At 75.3% G+C, this 19,467-nt stretch carries 17 protein-coding genes and 1 pseudogene; 11 read left to right on the top strand and 7 right to left on the bottom strand.

Annotation, left to right across the window (positions count from 1 at the left end):
- Positions 1–36 precede the first annotated feature (36 nt).
- Positions 37–804 (bottom strand): SDR family NAD(P)-dependent oxidoreductase, encoded by a 768-nt coding sequence (locus tag ACFUVW_RS02765; RefSeq protein WP_430569819.1) that lies wholly within the window; start codon positions 802–804, stop codon positions 37–39.
- A gap of 172 nt (positions 805–976) precedes the next feature.
- On the bottom strand, positions 977–2,002 hold the full coding sequence (locus tag ACFUVW_RS02760) for an epimerase (RefSeq protein WP_430569818.1): 1,026 nt from the start codon (positions 2,000–2,002) through the stop codon (positions 977–979).
- A 176-nt stretch (positions 2,003–2,178) separates the two neighbouring features.
- On the opposite strand from ACFUVW_RS02760, the gene ACFUVW_RS02755 reads away from it, so the two are divergent.
- A complete protein-coding gene (locus ACFUVW_RS02755) occupies positions 2,179–3,915 on the top strand; it encodes a DUF222 domain-containing protein (protein ID WP_430569817.1) in 1,737 nt (578 codons plus the stop codon).
- Positions 3,916–3,975: 60 nt separating this feature from the next.
- On the opposite strand, the gene ACFUVW_RS02750 is transcribed toward ACFUVW_RS02755, so the two are convergent.
- Positions 3,976–5,004 (bottom strand): DUF2804 domain-containing protein, encoded by a 1,029-nt coding sequence (locus ACFUVW_RS02750; protein ID WP_430569816.1) that lies wholly within the window; start codon positions 5,002–5,004, stop codon positions 3,976–3,978.
- A 35-nt stretch (positions 5,005–5,039) separates the two neighbouring features.
- On the opposite strand from ACFUVW_RS02750, the gene ACFUVW_RS02745 reads away from it, so the two are divergent.
- Positions 5,040–5,498: a GNAT family N-acetyltransferase gene (locus ACFUVW_RS02745; protein WP_430569815.1), complete on the top strand. Its 459-nt coding sequence runs from the start codon at positions 5,040–5,042 to the stop codon at positions 5,496–5,498.
- On the opposite strand, the gene ACFUVW_RS02740 is transcribed toward ACFUVW_RS02745, so the two are convergent.
- Positions 5,482–6,888: an MFS transporter gene (locus ACFUVW_RS02740; RefSeq protein WP_430569814.1), complete on the bottom strand. Its 1,407-nt coding sequence runs from the start codon at positions 6,886–6,888 to the stop codon at positions 5,482–5,484. The genes ACFUVW_RS02745 and ACFUVW_RS02740 overlap by 17 nt on opposite strands.
- Positions 6,889–6,949: 61 nt before the next feature.
- Between ACFUVW_RS02740 and eis the strand changes: the two genes are divergently transcribed.
- The 6 genes and pseudogenes from eis to mqo all read left to right on the top strand — a co-directional run.
- Positions 6,950–8,191, top strand: coding sequence for an enhanced intracellular survival protein Eis (gene eis, locus ACFUVW_RS02735; RefSeq protein ID WP_430569813.1), 1,242 nt, complete (start codon positions 6,950–6,952; stop codon positions 8,189–8,191).
- Between the two features lie 11 nt (positions 8,192–8,202).
- Positions 8,203–8,670: a DUF2809 domain-containing protein gene (locus tag ACFUVW_RS02730; RefSeq protein ID WP_430569812.1), complete on the top strand. Its 468-nt coding sequence runs from the start codon at positions 8,203–8,205 to the stop codon at positions 8,668–8,670.
- A 20-nt stretch (positions 8,671–8,690) separates the two neighbouring features.
- Positions 8,691–9,278, top strand: a complete 588-nt coding sequence (locus ACFUVW_RS02725) for a TetR/AcrR family transcriptional regulator (protein ID WP_430569811.1) — start codon at positions 8,691–8,693, stop codon at positions 9,276–9,278.
- On the top strand, positions 9,275–9,970 hold the full coding sequence (locus ACFUVW_RS02720) for a pyridoxal 5'-phosphate synthase (protein ID WP_430569810.1): 696 nt from the start codon (positions 9,275–9,277) through the stop codon (positions 9,968–9,970). The genes ACFUVW_RS02725 and ACFUVW_RS02720 overlap by 4 nt, the downstream gene beginning before the upstream one ends.
- The gene (locus ACFUVW_RS02715; RefSeq protein ID WP_430569809.1) at positions 9,967–10,686 is read left to right on the top strand and encodes a maleylpyruvate isomerase family mycothiol-dependent enzyme; all 720 of its coding nucleotides are present in this window, start codon (positions 9,967–9,969) and stop codon (positions 10,684–10,686) included. Before ACFUVW_RS02720 ends, ACFUVW_RS02715 begins: the two co-directional genes overlap by 4 nt.
- A gap of 106 nt (positions 10,687–10,792) precedes the next feature.
- Positions 10,793–12,355, top strand: a pseudogene (gene mqo / locus ACFUVW_RS02710) (malate dehydrogenase (quinone)); the annotation flags it as partial.
- A 53-nt stretch (positions 12,356–12,408) separates the two neighbouring features.
- Here the strand turns inward: mqo and pntB are convergent.
- The 3 genes from pntB to ACFUVW_RS02695 are packed head-to-tail and all read right to left on the bottom strand — an operon-like array spanning position 12,409 to position 15,826.
- Entirely contained in the window at positions 12,409–13,833 is a 1,425-nt protein-coding gene (gene pntB / locus ACFUVW_RS02705; protein WP_430569808.1) for a Re/Si-specific NAD(P)(+) transhydrogenase subunit beta, read from the bottom strand.
- The gene (locus tag ACFUVW_RS02700; protein WP_430569807.1) at positions 13,830–15,392 is read right to left on the bottom strand and encodes a Re/Si-specific NAD(P)(+) transhydrogenase subunit alpha; all 1,563 of its coding nucleotides are present in this window, start codon (positions 15,390–15,392) and stop codon (positions 13,830–13,832) included. The genes pntB and ACFUVW_RS02700 overlap by 4 nt, the downstream gene beginning before the upstream one ends.
- 11 nt (positions 15,393–15,403) lie before the next feature.
- A complete protein-coding gene (locus tag ACFUVW_RS02695) occupies positions 15,404–15,826 on the bottom strand; it encodes a pyridoxamine 5'-phosphate oxidase family protein (RefSeq protein ID WP_430569806.1) in 423 nt (140 codons plus the stop codon).
- Positions 15,827–16,018: 192 nt separating this feature from the next.
- On the opposite strand from ACFUVW_RS02695, the gene ACFUVW_RS02690 reads away from it, so the two are divergent.
- From ACFUVW_RS02690 to ACFUVW_RS02680, 3 genes are all read left to right on the top strand, one after another.
- Positions 16,019–16,729 carry a rhamnogalacturonan acetylesterase gene (locus ACFUVW_RS02690; RefSeq protein ID WP_430569805.1) on the top strand — a complete coding sequence of 237 codons (711 nt, stop codon included), beginning with the start codon at positions 16,019–16,021 and terminating at the stop codon, positions 16,727–16,729.
- Positions 16,730–16,794: 65 nt separating this feature from the next.
- Positions 16,795–17,811: a LacI family DNA-binding transcriptional regulator gene (locus ACFUVW_RS02685; RefSeq protein WP_430569804.1), complete on the top strand. Its 1,017-nt coding sequence runs from the start codon at positions 16,795–16,797 to the stop codon at positions 17,809–17,811.
- Positions 17,808–19,436, top strand: a complete 1,629-nt coding sequence (locus ACFUVW_RS02680; protein WP_430569803.1) for a UxaA family hydrolase — start codon at positions 17,808–17,810, stop codon at positions 19,434–19,436. Before ACFUVW_RS02685 ends, ACFUVW_RS02680 begins: the two co-directional genes overlap by 4 nt.
- Positions 19,437–19,467 lie beyond the last annotated feature (31 nt).

Genomic DNA, 19,467 nt, shown 5'->3' with positions numbered 1-19,467 from the left:
CCTCCCGCCGTGCCGGCGGGAGGGACGCCGCGGCGGTCAGACGGCGGTGTAGCCGCCGTCGATCAGCCAGTAGGCGCCCGTGACGAACGACGCGTCGTCCGACAGCAGGAAGCGCACGACGCGCGCGACCTCCTCGGGCTCGCCGAGCCGGCCGAGCGGGTGCTTGGCGACGAGCGCCTCGCGCGCCTCGGGCGGCAGGCTCGACTCGACCAGCGGCGTCTTGATGTACGCGGGGCCGACCGCGTTGATGCGCAGCCCCTGCGGGCCGTACTCCGCGGCGGCGTTCTTCGTGATACCGACGACGCCGTGCTTGGCGGCCGTGTAGGCGCCGTTGCCGAGCGCCGCGACCGTGCCGTGGATGGACGCCATGTTGACGATCGCGCTCTCGCCGGCGCCCCGCTCGAGCATCGCGGGGATCTGCGCCCGCATGCCGTAGAGCACCCCGTTGAGGTTGATGTCGATGACGCGGTCCCAGTCGTCCAGGTCGGTCTCCCCGGCCGGCGCCTGCTTGCCGCCGACGCCCGCGTTGTTCACGGCGTAGTTGAGCCCGCCGAACGTGGCCTTCGCGAACTCGACCGCCTGGGCCGCGTCCTCCTTCGAGGCGGTGTCCTGCTCGAACGCCGCGGCCTCGCCCCCGGCAGCGGCGATCTCGTCGGCCACGCGCTGCGCGGCGTCCAGCCGGATGTCGGTGACGACGACCTTGGCGCCGTGCGCCGCGAGCTCCTTGCTCACCGCCTCGCCGATGCCCGACCCGCCGCCCGTCACGAGCGCCACCCGACCCGCGAGACCGTTGCCTGCCGCCATGTCCGTACTCCTTCGCACCACGTCCCGGGCGGGCGTGACGCACGGTTGCGGGTCGACGGCCCGGCGGGACGAACGACCGCCCCGTCGCCCTCGTGGGGGAAGGGGCGCTGACCCTTCGACCGTAAGCCCGCACGCCGGGCGCCGGGCCCCGGTCGGGCCAGAAAGTGACGCACTAGACGCCCGAGTCAGCACCCCTTGTCGCCCGGCGCGAGTCGTCCCCGACGACGGCGACGACGGCGGCCTCCTCGGCCGCGGTCAGGCCGGTCACGTGCGCGTCGGGCGTCGCGCGCAGCCACGCCAGCGTGTCGCGCGCCGTCTCCTCGACCGGTCGCGGGGCCAGGCCCGCCTCCCTCGCGGGTCCGGCGTCGTGCGCGGGCATGCCCGCGTACTCGGGCCGCGGCAGCCACAGCGGCAGCGACCGCTCCCCCGACCACGGTCGGACGTCGGCCGCCGCCAGCGCGGCGTCGTCCGCCCACACCCAGCGCGGCGCGGCGCCGACGCCGCGAGCCACCGCCGCGAGCAGCTCCCCGATCGGCGTGACCGGCCCGACGCCGTCGAACACCCCCGCCGCCCGCCGCTCGGCGAGGTCGACGACCCACGCCGCGAGGTCGCGCACGTCGATCACCTGCACCGGGTCCGCCGGGTCGCCGGGGGCCAGCACGTCGACGGCACCGTCGAGCGCGCGCCCCAGCCGCGCCGGCCAGTACGCGAACCTCCCGCTCGGGTCGCCCGGGCCCACGATCAGCCCGGGGCGCACGACCGCCGCCGTCACCGCCCCGTCGAGGACGACGTCCTCGCACGCGACCTTCATCGCACCGTAGGCGTCAGGGTTCTCCGCGCCGTCCACGTCGTCGGGCTCCGGGTCGCGCAGCCGACCGACCCCGGGCCCGCCCGGGTCGGCGTCGTCCGCGTACACGTTGATCGTCGACACGAACACCCAGTGCGCGCCTGGCAGCGCGGCCACCGCGCGCCGCACGTGCGACGGGGTGCGCGACACGTCCACGACGGCGTCGAAGCCCTCCGCGGCCAGGGCGTCCGGGAACGGGTCGGCACGGTCCAGCGGCACGTGCCGCACGCCGTCCGGCACCGGGCCCGACCGGCCACGGTTGGCGGCCACCACCTCGTGGCCTCGCGCCGCGGCGTCCGCCGCGACCGCCCTCGACAGGAACACCGATCCACCCAGCACCAGCAGCCTCATGACTCCACCCTGTCGCACCCCGGCCCGCACGTCCCGGACATACGCGTGGAGCAGAAGCACGGGAAGCCGGCGCCGACCTGCCGGCGCGCTCGCTGCCGGCATGGCGCCGACCTCGGTTGTCCACAGGTTTCCCGCAGCGGCTAGAACACGTGTTCGAACATCGCTAGGCTCGGGGTATGACGACGACGCTCCCCGACCCCGCGACCGGCACCGATGCCGGCACGCCCGGTGAAATGGGCGGTGACGTGGGCGATTGCGTGGGCGGTGGCGTGGGCGCTTCGGTGGGCCTGCGCGCGGAGGCGGACCGGCTCGCAGCGATGCCCCGGTCGTGGACGGCGTCGATCAGCGCACTGCTCGAGGAGGAGTCCCGGCGCCAGGACGATCGCCCGGCGACCGGCACCACGCCACCCGCACCGAGGCCGGCAGCCCGCCCGTCGCTGGCGGACCTGGACCGTGTGCTGGACGCGCTCGCCACCAACGACGCCCACCTGGCCACCCTGCACGCCGAGCGTGCGGTCCTGCTCGCGGACGCGATCCGCCTGGCCGAGACGTTGGAGGCGGATCTGCTCGACCCCGAGGACCCCACCGCCCGGCGCGCACCCTCCGCCCGCAGGCTCGAGCTCGCCCACCGCGCCGTCACCGCCGAGATCGCCACCACCCTCCACCTCGGCGAGCACGCCACCGGCACCCTGACCGACCACGCCCTCACCCTGACCGGCAAGGCTCCCGCGACCCTGGCCGCCCTGCGCGCCGGCCGCCTGACCTGGGCGCACGTCACCGCGATCACCACCCACCTGGCCGACCTGACACCCCAGGAAGCCGCCGCCGTCGAACGGTCCGTCCTGACCGCCGTGATCAGCCCTGACGGCCCTGATGCCACCACGGGCACGGTCACGTGCACCCCCACACAGGTCGCCCGGCGCGCACGCTGCGCCCGCGAGACCGCCCACCCGGTCCCCGCCGACGTCCGCCACACCGAAGCCACCCAGCACCGCGCCGTCTTCCTCGACGACGGCCGAGACGGCATGGCCTGGCTCGTCGCCCACCTGCCCGCACCCCTCGCCCACGCCGCCTACGACCGCCTCACCCGCACCGCCCGCCACCTCGTGGCGCACGACGGCAAGAGCGACGCAGGGCACCGGCGCACCCTCGCCCAGGCCCGCGCCGACACCCTCACCGCCCTCCTCCTCGACGACGGCACCCTCGACATCACGGCGGCGCCAGCCACCAACGGAACTCCCCAGGACGACGGCGCCGGACACGGCGCACAAGACGCGGCAGACGACCACCGTCCGGCGCCGGTACCGGTACCGGATCAGACGACACTCGCGATCCTCGCCCGCTCCATCCGCCCGCAGGTCACCGTCACCGTCCCCGTCCTGACCCTGCTCGGCATCACCGACGCCCCCGCCACGATGGACGGTCACGTCCCCATCGACCCGCACACCGCCCGCACGCTGACCGCCCTCGCCCCGTCGCTGCGGCGCATCCTCACCGATCCGGAATCGGGCACCGTCCTGTCCGTCGGACGCACCACCTACACCGTCCCCGCCGACCTCAAAGCCATCATCCGCGCACGCGACACCACCTGCCGCTTCCCCGGCTGCACCCACCCCGCCACCAGTGCCGACCTCGACCACACCCAGGCATGGGCAAACGGCGGCACCACCAGCGCCACCAACCTCGCCACACTCTGCCGGCACCATCACGTGATCAAGCACCAATCGACCTGGCACGTCAGACAGATCGACATCACCGGCAACGACAACCAGCCGGCCGGCTGGGGCGGCACCCTCGAATGGACCTCCCCCACCGGACGCCGATACATCACCCGAGCCGAACCCCTCGACACCACCCGGCACCGGGCAACGCCCCGCGGCCCCGAGATCCCCGACCACGGCCCGCCGTTCTGACCCGAGGGCCCGCGCCGTGCTGCCCGAGGGGCCCGCCGTTCTGACCCGCGCAGGACGCGCTCACCAACGCTGCGCGACGTCCTCCGCCCAGCCGTCGAGGCCCTCGACCTCGTGGCGCTCGCCGTCGTCGGTCGTGACCCAGCCCGACCACGTGCCGAAGCACTGGTGGGTGGACGAGGCGAGGACGCCGAGCTGCGTCCGGCTCACCCGGTCGTGCGCCGGCACGAACGTCAGGTCCAGCCGCGCGCCGCGCACCCGCCACGGCTCTGTGTACGCGCCGGGGTCGAAGGTCCAGTCGAGCTCGTCGTGGACCTTGTGCAGCCGCCCGTCCACGAGGACGCCGTTCTCCGTCGTCGGGCCCTGGCGCGTCCACGTGCCGCCGAGCTGCACCGCCACCTCGTGCCGCGTGCCGTCGGCGTCCACGCCATGGCCGAACCCCACGCCCCACTGCCAGGCGGCCCGGTAGGGCCACCGACCTCGCCCGTGGTCCAGCACGGCCCACGACCCCGCGGGCACCGGCACGTCGACGCCGTCGACCCGGAGCGCGCCGGTCACCGGCAGCCCGACGTCCTTCACCGTGTACTGGAACCGCCCCCGCGACCACGGCACCACCACCGCGAGCAGGTCGCGCCCGGCGGGCCGGGCGACCGTCACGTCCAGCTCCACCCGCGCCGTCCGCGCACGCAGGCGCGTGCCGTCGGGCCCCTCGTCGACGGCGACCGCCACCGCGCGCGTGCGCGACCGGACCGGCCCGCCACCGAGGCGTCCGGGCAGCGCCGCCGACCGGTTCAGCGGCGCGATCGCGACGGCGTCGACCTCCTCGCCGGACGCCCGGTCCCACGCCCACACCTGGTGCAGCGCGGCGTAGTCCAGCGCGGACGTCGTGAGCGCGACCACGTGGTCCGGCGTCACGACGGCCCAGTACTCCCACCGCTTGTTCCGGCCGAGCCCGCGCACGCCCCGGCCGATGCCGGACGTGTCGTGCAAGGGCTTGCGCGACCAGCCGACCGCGTCGGGGTTCAGGCGCCCGTCGGGGAGGCACAGGCCCACGTCGGCGGTGATCTCACGCTCGGTCTCGTGCTCGGTCACAGCGTGAGGCTAGCGGCGGCTGCTAGCGTCCGGGCGTGCCCGACTCCCCCGCCGTCACCTTCCGCCTCGCGACCCGCGACGACCTGCCGCGCGTCGTCGAGCTCATCGCCGACGACGCCGTCGCCGCGGCCCGTACCGGCGCGTTCGGCCCCGCGCACGTCGCGGGCTTCGAGGCGATCGAGGCGAGCCCGAACGACGAGCTGGTCGTCGCCGAGCTGGACGGTGCGGTGGTGGGCGTCATGCAGCTGACGTTCGTGCCCGGCATCTCGCGCAACGGCGCCACGCGCCTCCTCGTCGAGGCGGTGCGCGTCGACGCCGCCCTGCGCGGACGGGGGCTCGGCCGCGCCCTGATGGAGCACGCTCACGAGCGGGGCCGCGAGCGCGGCTGTGCGCTGGCCCAGCTCACGTCGGACAAGCAGCGCCCCGACGCGCACCGCTTCTACCGGTCGCTCGGGTACGCGCAGTCGCACGAGGGCTTCAAGCTGCCCCTGTGACCTCGGGGCCCGGCGCGCCCTCCGCGGGCACCGGACGACGCACGTCGCGGATGCCGACCATGCTCACGAGGCCGCCGAGGACGAGCAGCCCGGCGGTGACCAGCAACGCGCGGTGGAAGGACGCCACGTCGAGCACCCCTCCGAGGATGACGCCTGCGAACGCGACGGTCAGGAGACCGGCCACGCGGGAGACGGCGTTGTTCACCGCGGAGGCGATGCCGGCGTCCGCGGGCGGGGCCGCGCCGAGGATCGCGGCCGTCAGGGGCGCGACGGTGATGGACAGGCCCAGGCCGAACACGAGGAGCCCGGGCAGCACCTGCGTCACGTAGTGGGCGCTCTCGTCCATCGTGAGGAGCAGCAGGTAGCCGGCGCCCGCGACGACGGGCCCGACGGTCATGAACCAGCGCGCCCCGTGCCGGGCAGCGAGGGTGCCGAACCGCGTCGACAGCGCGAGCATCGCGAGGGTCGACGGCAGCTGCGCCACCCCGGCGGCCGTGGCCGAGTAGCCCGCGACCTGCTGCAGGAACAGGCCCAGCACGAACCCGCCGAGCGACAGGGCGCCGTAGACGGCGAACGTCGCGACGTTGCCCCACGCGAAGTTGCGCGCGGCGAAGAGCCGCGGCGGCATCATCGGGTCGCGCGCCCGCCGCTCGTACCAGACCAACGCGACCAGCAGCACCGCCCCGACGGCGACGGCGGCCCACGTCCGCTCGATGAGCCCGTACACGCCCGCTGCGAGGCCGGTCGCGGCGAGCAGGGCGCCCGGCACGTCGAGGCGGCGGCCGGCGGCCTGCCGCACCTCCGGCACGGGACGCAGCAGCACCAGCGTCACGACGACGACCGGCAGGTTGATCCAGAACACCCAGCGCCACGACAGCAGGTCGACCAGCCCGCCGCCGACGAACGGGCCGACGATCATCGCCGTCCCGGTCCACGCCGTCCAGCGCCCGATGGCGCGACCCTGCGCCTCGCCGTCGAACGTCGAGATGATGAGCGCCAGGGAGCTCGGCACGAGCAGCGCGCCGGCCACGCCCTGCAGCAGCCGGGCACCCACCAGCACCGGACCGGTCGGCGCGACCGCGCACAGCACCGACGCCGCGGCGAAACCCAGGAGCCCGGCGACCAGCACGCGACGCCGCCCGTACAGGTCGGACAGCGAACCCGCGAGCAGGATGAACGAGCCGAGCGTGACCAGGTAGCCGTCCACGACCCACTGCTGCAGGCTGAGCCGCGCCTCGCCCGTGCCGCCGAGCTCGTCGCCGATGGCGGGCAACGCCACGTTGACGACTGTGCCGTCGAGGAACGACACGAACGACGCCAGGATCGCGACCACCAGGACGCGGCTGCGCAGCCGGGCCTGCGTCGCGTCTGGCTCGGACGGTGTGCTCACCGGATCACGGTACGGCGCAATGGCGGTGACGCGCCGGGCGCAGGGCGCTAGCGTCGCCGTCGTGAGCAGCGATGCGAGACCAGAGTTCCGGCGCAGCACCTTCGCCGACGTCCCCGCCGCCCGCCGCCTCGGCGCCGAGGCGTTCGGCGTCTCGCCCCACCCGTCCCCGGAGCCCGACCCCGACTCGTGGCCGTCGGCGAACACCCGGCCGTGGGTCGCGACCAGGGAGGGCGAGGTCGTGGCAGGGCTGGGCGTCCGGTCCTTCACGTCGTGGTTCCACGGCGCCCGCGTCCCGACGGCGGGCTTCGCCGGCGTCACGGTCGCGGCCGAGCACCGCGGCTCCGGCCTCCTGCGGCCGCTGATGGAGGCCGCGCTCGCCGAGGCCCGCGACCTGGGCGACGTCGTCTCCACGCTGTACCCGTCGTCGGCGGGCATCTACCGCGGGCTGGGCTACGAGACGGTGGGCGCGTTCGAGGACGTGCGGATCCCGACGGCGGCCCTCGCGGCAGTGCCGCCGCCCGCCGGGGACGTCCGCGCCCGGCGCGCCACCGCGGCCGACGTCCCAGCCGCGCGGCGGGTGTACGAGGCGTGGGCGTCCGCCCAGAACGGGCCGCTCTCCCGCGGAGAGGCGCCCTTCACGATGGAGCCCGACGAGATGGTCGGTCCCGACGCCGACTACACCGGCGTCAGCCTCGCGGTGCGGGGAGCGGGGGCGGACGAGGAGGTGCTCGGCTTCGCGAGCTGGTCGCGCGGCCCGGGCTACGACCGCACCAACACCATCGACGTCGACGACCTGGTCGCGCTCACCCCCGACGCCGCCCGCGTCCTGTGGCGGGTGCTCGCCTCGTTCGCGTCGGTCGCGGGCTGGGTGCAGGTCTGCACGTCGGGCGGCTGGTCCGGCGTCGACGTCTCGCGCCTGGTGCTGCCCGACCACGCGGCCACCCCGCAGCCGCGCCCGTACATGCTGCGCCTGCTCGACGTCCCCGGCGCGCTCGGCGCCGCCCGGGTGGCGCCGGTGGCGGCCCGCGTGCCGTTCGCCGTCGTCGACCGGCGGACTCCCGGCCTGGAGGGCGCGTGGACCCTCGAGGCCACCGACGGCGCGGTGCGCGTCACGCCCGACGACGCCACGGCCCCGGGCGACCGCCTGACGTTCACGTCCGCCGGGCTGGCGGTGACGTGGGCGGGCGCGCAGTCGACGACGAACGCCCGGCTCGCGGGCGGCGTCAGCGGACCCGCCGAGCACGACGCCGTGTGGGACGCCCTGTGGGGCGGCCGCCAGGTGCACGTGCGCGACTACTTCTGAGGCGCGACCGGATGCCCGGCCCTGCTCGGGTCCCCGCCGCCTGGTCCCGGGCGCTGGCGCCCCGGCTCGCGCTGCTGCTCCTCGCGCTCGTCGTCGCGCGCGTGGGGAGGCTGGCCGAGCACCGGCTGCCCGAGCCGTTCGGCGACCCGCTCGGGGACGTGCTGGCGGCGGCCCTCGTCGTGGTCCTCGTCCTGGTCGTCCGGCCGCGGACGCGGGTGCTCACGGCCGGGCTGGTCGGGTTCGCGCTCTGCGCGGCGGTCGAGCTGCTGCGGCTGACGCCGCTGCCGCTGGCCCTTGCCGAGCGGTGGCCCGCCCTCTCCCCGGCGCTCGGCGCGGCCTTCTCGCCGGCGGGACTGCTCTGGTCCGCGGTGGGTGCGGCCCTCGGCGCGGTCGCGGGGGCCGCCGTGGCGCGCGCCGTCTCGCCTCCCGGCCCACCCGGTCGGCGCGGTCGGCGTGCCGGGGGTAGCCACCATACCTAGAGGTAGGTATGGTGGTCGGCATGACCACCACGACCGACGCACGCGACCGGCTCGTCGCCGCCGCGCAGGAGATGTTCGCCGCACAGGGCGTAGGCGCCACCAGCCCGCGCCAGGTCCTCGCGGCCAGCGGGGTGGGGCAGGGCAGCCTGTACCACCACTTCCCCACGAAGCACGACCTCGCCGCCGCCGCGGTCGGCGCCACCGTCGACAGCGCGCTCACTGCCGCGCGGCACGACCTGGAGGGCTCGACGCCGGCTCTGGACCGCGTCGTCGCCTACCTCGAGCGACCCCGCGACGCGCTCGCGGGATGCAAGGTCGGGCGCCTCACCAGCGACCAGGCCGTGATGGACGACGACGGCCTGCGCGACGTCGTCACCGCCTATTTCGTCCGCCTGCTCGACGCGGTCGCCGCGACCCTTCGGGAGTCCGGGCTGCCGGACGACGCCGCCCGCGACCGCGCGCACGCCGCCGTCGCGATCGTGCAGGGCGGCTACGTGCTCGCCCGCGCCACCGGCGACCCCGACGCGATGCGGGCCGCGGTGCGCGGCTTCGTGACGCTGCTGACCGACGCCCCCGCCGCCACCGACCTCACCGAGGAGACCGCGTGACCTTGCGCGAGCGCCTGCGCGCCCTGCCGACCTTCTCGCCCGGGCTGCCGCCGTTCGGCGTCGACCTGGACGACCTCGCCACGGCCCCGGCCACGCCGCAGGAGCTCTTCGCGCAGTGGTTCGACGACGCGCTCGCCGCGGGCGTCGGCGCCCCGCACGCCGCCACCCTGTCGACGGCGGACGCGGCGGGCCGCGTGCACGCCCGCACGCTCGTGATCAAGGACGTCACCGCCGACGGGTGGTGGTTCGCGGGGCACGCGACCAGCCCCAAGGGCCGCGACCTGGCCGAGAACCCGCACGCGGCGCTGACCGTGTTCTGGCGCGACCTCGGCCGACAGGTGCGCGTCACCGGCCGAGCAACCTCCGCGGGCCCCGACGCGGGCGCGGCGGACTTCCGCGCCCGGCCGGACGGCTCGCGCGCCGCCGGGCTCGTCGGCCACCAGAGCGAGCCGCTCGGCTCGCCGCAGCAGTACCGGGACGCCTTCGCCGGCCGCCTCGACGAGGCGCGCGAGCACCCCGACGCCGTCGCGCCCGCCTGGACCGCCTGGGTGCTGACCCCCGACACCGTCGAGTTCTGGGCGGCGAGCGACGACAAGGGCCAGTCCCGCCTCCGCTACCGCACCGACCCGCGCCCGACCCACACCGACCCCCGGAACGACCCCGCCTGGACCAAGGAGCTGCTGTGGCCGTGACCACCCCGACCGACCCGCGCGACCCGCGCGATCTCGTCGCGCACGCCATCGCCGACGCGGACGCCGCGCTCGCCGGCCTGATCGACGTCGTGCGCACCCTGCCCGACGACGCGACCGCCGACCCGTCGCCCCTCGAGGGCTGGAGCCGCGGCCACGTGCTGTCGCACGTCGCGAACGTCGGAGCCGCGCTCGCCCGGCAGGCGGAGCACGCCGCCCGCGGCGCGAAGGTCGCCCCGTACGACGGCGGCCAGGCCGGCCGCGACGCCGCCATCGAGGCGGGCGCCGGCCGCACGGCGGCCGAGCACGCGGCGGCCCTCGAGGCCTCGCGCGCCCGCCTCGCCGCGGCCTGGCCCCGGCCGGGTGACGCCCTGTGGTCGGCACCGGTCGCCTACCGCGACGGGGTGCTGACGGACGCCCTGCTCGCCTGGTGGCGCGAGGCGCGCATCCACGCCGTCGACGCGACGGCGGGGCTCGGCGCCTCCGCCCTCGGGTACGACACGTGGGACGGCCCGTTCTGCGCGCACCTGCGGGACTTCCTCGCGGTGCGCCTGCCGGACGACGTCGACGGCGCGGAGCTCGTCGGCGACCCGCGCGACGTCGCCGCCTGGCTGGCGGGGCGGACGCCCTCGGGGCCGGTCTCGGCGCTCCGGGACGGCGCGCCCGCGCCGCTGCCGGAGCTCGGCCCGTGGCCGTCGTCGACGGCGCCGAGGCCCTGACCTGCGGCGCCGCTCAGCGTCCGGTGTGACCTGCGTCACTGCAGGTCAGAGCGCCGTGTGAAGTTGCTCTCATTCTTTGTGACAGTTTTCACGCGCGGCGTATGGTGGCTCGGTGACTTCGAGTGCTACGACTGCAGGGGCCCCCACCCGGGCCGACGTCGACGTCGTCCTCATCGGCGGCGGAATCATGAGCGCCACGCTCGGCACGCTGCTCCAGCAGCTCGAGCCGTCGTGGTCCATCCGCATCTACGAGCGTCTGGACGACGTGGCGCAGGAGTCCTCGAACCCGTGGAACAACGCGGGCACCGGGCACGCCGCGCTCTGCGAGCTCAACTACACGCCCGAGCGCAAGGACGGCTCGATCGACATCACCAAGGCGGTGGCGATCAACGAGCAGTTCGAGATCTCGCGCGAGCTCTGGCAGCACCTGCTCGCCACCGGCCGCCTCCAGGACGACTCGTTCCTCAGCAACACGCCGCACATGACGTTCGTGCGCGGCGAGAAGAACGTCGACTACCTGCGCCGCCGGTACGAGACGCTGCGCGTGCACCCCCTGTTCCGCGACCTCGAGTACAGCACCGACCGCGCCACCATCGGCCGCTGGGCGCCGCTGCTGACCACCGAGCGCGACGCCGACGAGCCGATCGCCGCCACCCGCGCGACCTCGGGCACCGACGTCGACTTCGGCAACCTCACGCGCCAGCTCGTCGCCGGCCTCGTCGCGCACGGCGCCGAGCTCAAGCTGCAGCACGAGGTCAAGAGCCTCAAGCGCACCAAGGACGGCCGGTGGCGCCTGCGCGTCAAGGACCGCTCGTGGAACGCACGGAACCGCACCAGCACCGTCACCGCGAAGTTCGTCTTCGTCGGCGCCGGCGGCGGCGCGCTCCCGCTGCTCCAGTCGGCCGGCATCCCGGAGATCAAGGGCTTCGGCGGCTTCCCCATCTCGGGCGAGTTCCTGCGCACGGACAACCCGGAGCTCGTCGCCCAGCACCAGGCCAAGGTGTACGGCAAGGCCGACGTCGGCGCCCCGCCGATGTCCGTCCCGCACCTGGACACCCGCGTGGTCGACGGCAAGACCTACCTCATGTTCGGCCCGTACGCCGGCTTCAGCCCCAAGTACCTCAAGAAGGGCAAGTACCTGGGCCTGATCACGTCGCTGCGCGCCAACAACGTGACGTCGATGCTCGGCGCCGGCCTCAAGAACCTCGACCTCACGCAGTACCTCGTCGGCCAGCTCATGGCGGCACCGGAGACCAAGTTCCAGGCGCTGCAGCAGTTCATGCCGACCGCGCACCCCAAGGACTGGGAGAAGCTCACCGCCGGGCAGCGCGTGCAGGTCATCAAGCGCGACGCCGACGGCAAGGGCGTGCTCCAGTTCGGGACCGAGATCGTCACGGGCGCCGAGGGCTCCATCGCCGGCCTCCTGGGCGCCTCCCCGGGCGCCTCGACCGCGGCCTCCGCGATGGTCGACCTGCTCGAGAAGTGCTTCCCGTTCCGGTTCACCAAGTGGCGCCCCGAGCTCGCCTCGGTCATGCCCAGCCTGGACGGCGTGCCCGCCGACGCCAGCACGATCGACGCGACCCCCGTCCCCGACTCCCCGTCGTACCTGCACGCCGACGGCGTCCTGGACGCCGCGGTCTACGAGTCGCAGGCGGACTCGCGGCTCTGATCCGCACAGCCATCAGCACAGCCTGAGCCGCGCGCTCGCCCTCCTCGGCGGCGTCAGAGAGCCTGGACGATCTTGTCCACCTGCTCCCTGGCGTCGCCGAAGAGCATCCGGGTGTTCTCCCGGAAGAACAGCGGGTTCTGCACGCCCGCGTAGCCGGTGGCCAGCGACCGCTTGAACACCACGACGTCGCGCGCCTTCCACGCCTCGATGACGGGCATGCCCGCGATGGGCGACGACGGGTCGTCCTGCGCCGCCGGGTTCACGGTGTCGTTCGCGCCGATGACGAGCACGACGTCGGTGCCGGGCAGGTCGGGGTTCACCTCGTCCATCCCGAGCACCACGTCGTAGGGCACGCGCGCCTCCGCCAGCAGCACGTTCATGTGCCCCGGCAGCCGCCCCGCCACCGGGTGCACCCCGAACCGCACGGTCACGCCGCGCGCCCGCAGGCGCTCGGCGAGGTCGGCCACCGGGTGCTGCGCCTTCGCCACGGCCATGCCGTACCCGGGCACGACGACGACCGACCGCGCCGCGGTGAGCAGCGCCGCCACCTCGTCCGGCGACGTCTCGTGCACCTCGCCCGCCTCGGCCGTCCCCCCGCCGGACGGACCGCCCGCGGCCCCCGCGCCGAAGCCGCCGAGCACGACCGACCAGAAGGACCGGTTCATCGCCCGGCACATGAGGTAGCTGAGGATCGCGCCGGAGGCGCCCACCAGCGCGCCGGTGATGATGAGCAGGTCGTTGCCGAGCGTGAATCCCGCCGCCGCCGCGGCCCAGCCGGAGTACGAGTTGAGCATCGACACCACGACCGGCATGTCGCCCCCGCCGATCGCGGCGACGAGGTGCCAGCCGAGCGCGAGCGCGACGAGCGTCATGAGCAGCAGCGGAAGGATCGCCGACCCGACGTCGTCGGCGGCGACGAACCAGGCCAGCAGGCCCGTGGACGCGACCAGCGCCAGGAGGTTGAGCGCGTGCCGGCCGGGCAGCGTGAGCGGCGCCGACGGCAGCCGCCCGGACAGCTTGCCGAACGCCACGACCGAACCGGTGAAGGTCACCGCGCCGATGAGCACGCCGAGGAAGACCTCGACGCGGTGCACCGTGTCCCCGCCCGCCGCCGCGGAGCCCGCGGGCTCCGCGAGGAACGAGCCGTAGCCCACCAGCACCGCGGACAGGCCGACGAACGAGTGCAGCAGGGCGATGAGCTCGGGCATCTGCGTCATCTCGACGCGCCGCGCCCGCCACGACCCCACGGCGGCGCCCACGACCAGCACCAGCAGGATCAGGCCCGCCGTCACGGGCCACGGGCGCTGCGATCGGTCGAGCGCCAGCGCGACCGTGGCCACGATCGCCAGCCCCATCCCGAGCATGCCGAGCACCGTGCCGCGCCGCGCGGACTCCTGAGCGGACAGGCCCGCCAGCGACAGCACGAACAGCAGCCCCGCGATCACGTACGCGGCCTGCGCGACCGACGTCACCGTCATGGCGCCTCCCTGCCCGGGGTGTCACGGCGGAACATGCCCAGCATCCGGCGCGTCACGAGGAACCCGCCGAACACGTTGACGCTCGCGAGCGCGGCAGCCACGACGGCGAGCGCCGTGACCAGCGGCGACGCGTCGCCGATCTGCAGCAGCGCGCCGACCATGATGATGCCGCTGATGGCGTTGGTCTGGGCCATGAGCGGCGTGTGCAGCGCGTGCGTGACGTTCGAGATGACGTAGAAGCCCACGACGACCGCCAGCGCGAACACCGTGAGGTGACCGACGGCGTCCGGCGGGGACGCGGCGATCAGCAGGCCCGCGGCGACGGCGCCGAGCGCGCCCAGCACCGTGCGGCGCGTCGCGCGGCGACGGCGCTCGGACTCGGGGTCGACGGCGGCCGGCACGGGCGCGGGTGTGGGGGCCGCCGGCGGCGCCGCCGACACCGCGACGGCCGGGGGCGGCCACGTCACCGCGCCCTCGTGCGCCACCGTCATGCCGCGAACCACCGGGTCGTCGAGGTCGAGCACCACGCGCCCGTCCTTGGCGGGCGTGAGCAGCGTGAGCAGGTTGACGACCACCGTGCCGAGCAGGCGGGAGCTGTGCTGCGGCAGCCGGGCGGCCAGGTCGGTGTACCCGAGCACGACGACGCCACGGTCGGTGACCACCCGCTCCCCCGGCACCGTCGCCTCGCAGTTGCCGCCGCCGGGCGCGGCCAGGTCCACGACCACCGAACCGGGACGCATCGCGTCGAGCATCGCCGTCGTGATCGTCGTCGGCGCCGTGCCGCGCACCAGCGCGGTCGTGACGACGACGTCCGCCTGCGCCGACTGCTCTGCGTAGGCGCGCAGGGCGGCGGCCTCCTGGTCGGCGCTCTGCGCGCTCGCGTACCCGTCGGCGCTGACCTGCTGGACGGCGTCGTCCGCCCGCACCACGCGGGCGCCGAGCGACTCGATCTGCTCGGCGGCCTCGGGCCGCACGTCGAACGCGTGCACCTCGGCGCCCAGGCTCACGGCCGTGCCGATCGCGGCGAGGCCGGCCACCCCCGCGCCGATGACGAAGACCCGTGCGGGCGGGGTGCTGCCCGCGGCGGTCACCTGGCCGGTGAACATGCCGCCGAACTCCTCGGCCGCCTCGACCACCGCGCGGTAGCCGGCCACGTTGGACAGCGCGGACAGCACGTCGAGGGCCTGCGCGCGCGAGATGCGCGGCACCGCGTCGAGGGCCAGCGCCGTCACTCCCCGCGCCGCGAGCGCGGCCAGCAGGTCCCGGCTCGTCGCCGGGGCGAGCTGGGCGACCAGAGTCGCCCCCGCCCGCATGAGGTCGAGCTCCGCGAGGCCCGGCGGGTAGAGGGTGACCACGACGTCGGCGGCCCACACGTCGGCACGGTCCGCGACGCGGGCGCCCGCCGCGACGTAGTCGTGGGCGGGGAGACGCGCGCCGTCGCCGACCCCGGGCTCGACGACGACGTCGTGGCCGAGGTCGACGAGGCGGCGCACCGCGTCGGGGGTGAGGGCGACGAGCCGCGGGTCCGCCCCGGCGGTGCGGGGGGCTCCGATGCGCATGACCGCCTCCCTCAGCGGGCGTCGCGCAGGCTGCCCCACGCCGTCCAGCGGTCGACCTCGACCACCGCCGTGACGCGAGCGCGGTCCCGCACCCCGTACGGGTCGCCGGTGTAGTGGCGCGCGATGCGGTCGGTGTCGGCGAGGTCGACGTCGTCGCGCCACGCCGTGACGCGGCCGAGAAGCGTGGCGTGCGTGTACCAGTCGTCGTCCAGCACCGTGAGGCTCACGTGCGGGTTCGCGCGCAGGTGCTGGACCCGCTTGCGCGTCGCGTCGAGGTTCACCAGCACGTGCCAGCCGCCCGCGCCGTCGTCCTCGAGCAGGTACCACGTGGCCGCGGTCACGGGACTGCCGTCCGGCCGGACGACACCGATCACGGCGGGCTGGGGGCGGCGCAGCAGGTCGAGCACGGGGGCCGGGAACGGCGGACGGGGCATCGCTGACTCCTCGCTGACGTCGTGACGCTGACTTCGTGACCCTGACTTCGTGACGCACGGCACTTTCGGTCGCTCGGCGCCGACGCTACGCCCTGGACGTGCGCGGACGCACGCGTTCTGGTCGTGTCGTGGCCCCGCTAGGGTGACCGGCAAGCGCTTCCCCGCATCCCGTCCGACCCTCCGGAGGACCGCATGGCCCGCACCGTCCATCTCGCCGGCGACTCGACCGCCGGTCCGAAGACCCGCACCGCCGCGCCCGAGACCGGCTGGGGCATGGCGCTGCCGTACTACCTCGACGAGTCGGTCGCCGTCGCCAACCACGCCCGCAACGGGCGCAGCACCCGCAGCTTCGTCGCCCAGGGCCGGCTCGACGCCGTGGCCCGCGACCTGCGGCCCGACGACGTCCTGGTGATCCAGTTCGGCCACAACGACGCGAAGATCGAGGACCCGGAGCGGCACACCGAGCCCTGGACGTCGTACACCGAGCACCTCGCCCGGTTCGTCGAGGTCGCGCGGGGCGCGGGCGCGCAGCCCGTGCTCGCGACGTCGGTCGAGCGGCGCCGGTTCGACGACGACGGGCGGGCCGTGCCCGCCCACGGCGAGTACCCCGACGCGGTGCGTGCCCTCGCCGCGCGCGAGGACGTGCCGCTCGTGGACGTCCAGCGCGACTCGCTCGCGCTGTGGCACGACCTCGGTCCGGAGCGGACCCTGCACTACTTCTTCCACGCCGACGACGGGCGACGCGACGACACGCACTTCAACCCGCCCGGCGCGGGGGCCGTCGCCCGGCTCGTCGCCACCGGCCTGCTCACCGCCGGCGTGCTCGGGAGCCACGAGGTGCGACGCCTGGACGAGGACGTTCCCGAGGAGTGGTTCTGCTGGCTCGACGAGGAGCCGGCCTGATCGGGTAGACTGAAACTCACTGGAACCGGTTCCAGGTTCCGACGCGAGCAAGCTGGGAGGTCCGTGTGGTCACGCTCCGCGACGTCGCGCGCGCGGCGGGCGTCTCGCTCGCCACCGCGTCGCGTGCCATGAGCGACGCGCCGCACGTCTCGGCGGCCAACCGCGCACAGGTGGCCCGGGCCGCAGAGCAGCTCGGCTACCGGCCCCACCCCGCGGCCCGCGCGCTCACCACCGGAAGCACCGGCACCGTCGGCCTGGTCGTGCCCGACCTCGCGAACCCGTTCTTCGCCGCGGTCGCCAAGGGCGTGCAGGCGCGGGCGCGGGAGACCGGCCGCGAGGTGCTCGTCGCCGACACCGACGAGGACGTCACCGTCGAGCCCGACGTCATCACGCGGCTCGCCGACCGCGTGGACGGCCTCGTGCTCTGCTCCCCCCGCCTGCCCGCCGACCGCCTCGCGCCGCTCCTGGCGACGACGGGCGGGCCGGTCGCGCTCGTCAACCGCGAGGCGCCCGACGCCCCCTCCGTCTCCTTCGACATCGCCGACGGGGTCCGGCAGGCGCTCGACCACCTGCGCGCCCTCGGGCACGACGTCGTCGCCTACGCCGGCGGCCCGCGCACCTCGTGGTCGGACGCCGAGCGCCGGACGGCGCTGGGCGCGCTGTCGACGGGCACGACCGGCGGCGCGGTGCTCGACCTCGGCAGCTTCCGGCCCACGCACGGCGGCGGCGTCCAGGCCGCGGACCTCGCGCTCGCGGCCGGCGCCACGGCGGTGCTGTGCTTCAACGACCTCGTCGCCCTCGGCGTCCTGGCCCGCCTGCACGCGCGCGGGGTGGCCACCCCCGCCGACGTGTCGGTCGTCGGGTTCGACGACGTCGCCGCCGCGTCCCTCGTGACCCCCGCCCTGACCACCGTCGCCGTGCCGCTGGCCCGGGCCGGACGGGTCGCCGTCGACCTGCTGGCCGGGGGGCCCCCTGCGCCCGAGCACCGCCGCCTGCCCGTCGGGCTCGTGGTGCGCGCGTCCACCGCCCCCGCCCCCACCCCCACCCTCCGCCCCACAGATCCCGAGGTCGCGATCCGATGAGCACCGCCCCGCACCACCCGCTGCTGCCGCTCGCGGCGGCCCCCGCACCCGGGGCGACGGCCGAGCCGCCGCTGCCGGGCGTCGTCGACCTCGCCGAGGTCGCCCTGCTGCTGCGACCCGCCGACGACGTCGCCGTGACGACGCGCCAGGTGCCGGCAGGCACCACGGTGCGTCTGCCCGACGGCGCCGAGGCGACCACCCGTTCGACGCTGCCGCGGGGCCACAAGCTCGCCGTCCGCGCCGTCGCGGCCGGCACGGAGGTGCGCAAGTACGGGCAGTCCATCGGGCGCGCGAAGAAGGACGTCGCGCCGGGCGACCACGTGCACACGCACAACCTGGGCTTCGACGATCACACCGACGGCGGCGCGCGCGAGTACGAGTTCGGCACCGCGCGCACCACGCTGCCCGCGCCCACGACGCGCCGGACGTTCCAGGGCTACCGCCGCTCCGACGGCCGCTGGGGCACCCGCAACTACGTCGGCATCCTCACGTCGGTGAACTGCTCGGCGTCCACCGCCCGGATGATCGCGGACCAGTTCCGCGGCCCGGTGCTCGACGCCTACCCCCACGTCGACGGCGTCGTCGCCCTGACCCACGACACGGGCTGCGGCCTGGTCCCGACGTCGGAGGGCGCGCAGGTCACCCTGCGCACGCTGCGCGGGTACGCCTCGCACGCCAACATGGCCGGCCTGCTCGTCGTCGGGCTCGGCTGTGAGATGCTGCCCGCCGCCTCCGTGCTCGACGGGCTGGAGCTGCGCGAGGACCTGCCCGTGCGCACGCTCACCATCCAGGACACCGGCGGCATCCGCGCCACCGTGCGCGCCGGCGTCGCCGCCATCACCGAGATGCTGCCCGCGATCGACGCGCTGCGCCGCGAGGAGGCGCCGGCGTCGGAGCTCGTGCTGGGGCTCAACTGCGGCGGCTCCGACGGGTTCTCCGGGATCACGGCCAACCCCGCGCTCGGCCACGCCTCCGACCTGCTCGTCGCACAGGGCGGCACGTCGATCCTCGCCGAGACGCCCGAGGTGTTCGGGGCCGAGCACCTCCTGCTGCGCCGTGCCGTGTCGCGCGAGGTCGGCCAGCGGCTGCTCGACCGCCTCGACTGGTGGCAGGGCTACGCGGCCGCCGGTGGGGGCACGCTCGACAACAACCCGTCGCCCGGCAACAAGGCCGGCGGCCTGACGACCATCCTCGAGAAGTCGCTCGGCGCCGTCGCCAAGGCCGGCACCGCCGACCTCGTCGCCGTGCACGAGTACGCGGAGCCCGTCACCGAGCGCGGCATGACGTTCATGGACACCCCCGGCTACGACCCGGTGTCCGTGACCGGGATCGTCGCGGGCGGCGCCACCGTCGTCGTCTTCACGACCGGCCGGGGCTCGGTGCTGGGCTGCAAGCCGTCTCCCTCGATCAAGGTCGCGACCAACTCCGACACCTACCGCCGCATGAGCGAGGACATGGACCTCGACGCCGGCCGGATCGTCGAGACCGGCCTGAGCGTCGAGGAGGTGGGCGAGGAGCTGTTCGAGAAGATCCTCGCCGTCGCGTCCGGCGAGCAGACCGTCTCGGAGGAGCTCGACCTGGGCGCCGACGAGTTCGTGCCCTGGCAGCTCGGCGCGGTCACCTGACACGCACCGAGCCCGGCTGAGCCACCGGACC

Source organism: Isoptericola sp. NPDC057391, from assembly GCF_042668085.1.
GTDB lineage: Bacteria > Actinomycetota > Actinomycetes > Actinomycetales > Cellulomonadaceae > Isoptericola.
This window is presented reverse-complemented; position numbering and strand designations above follow the sequence as displayed.

Excerpts from the sequence above, each read along its gene's own strand:
- ACFUVW_RS02765 (WP_430569819.1), bottom strand. The coding sequence starts at position 804 with ATGGCGGCAGGCAACGGTCTCGCGGGTCGGGTGGCGCTCGTGACGGGC.
- ACFUVW_RS02725 (WP_430569811.1), top strand. The coding sequence starts at position 8,691 with ATGACCACCACGACCGACGCACGCGACCGGCTCGTCGCCGCCGCGCAG.
- ACFUVW_RS02760 (WP_430569818.1), bottom strand. The coding sequence starts at position 2,002 with ATGAGGCTGCTGGTGCTGGGTGGATCGGTGTTCCTGTCGAGGGCGGTC.
- ACFUVW_RS02730 (WP_430569812.1), top strand. The coding sequence starts at position 8,203 with ATGCCCGGCCCTGCTCGGGTCCCCGCCGCCTGGTCCCGGGCGCTGGCG.
- pntB (WP_430569808.1), bottom strand. The coding sequence starts at position 13,833 with ATGACGGTGACGTCGGTCGCGCAGGCCGCGTACGTGATCGCGGGGCTG.
- ACFUVW_RS02695 (WP_430569806.1), bottom strand. The coding sequence starts at position 15,826 with ATGCCCCGTCCGCCGTTCCCGGCCCCCGTGCTCGACCTGCTGCGCCGC.
- ACFUVW_RS02700 (WP_430569807.1), bottom strand. The coding sequence starts at position 15,392 with ATGCGCATCGGAGCCCCCCGCACCGCCGGGGCGGACCCGCGGCTCGTC.
- ACFUVW_RS02680 (WP_430569803.1), top strand. The coding sequence starts at position 17,808 with ATGAGCACCGCCCCGCACCACCCGCTGCTGCCGCTCGCGGCGGCCCCC.
- ACFUVW_RS02755 (WP_430569817.1), top strand. The coding sequence starts at position 2,179 with ATGACGACGACGCTCCCCGACCCCGCGACCGGCACCGATGCCGGCACG.
- ACFUVW_RS02690 (WP_430569805.1), top strand. The coding sequence starts at position 16,019 with ATGGCCCGCACCGTCCATCTCGCCGGCGACTCGACCGCCGGTCCGAAG.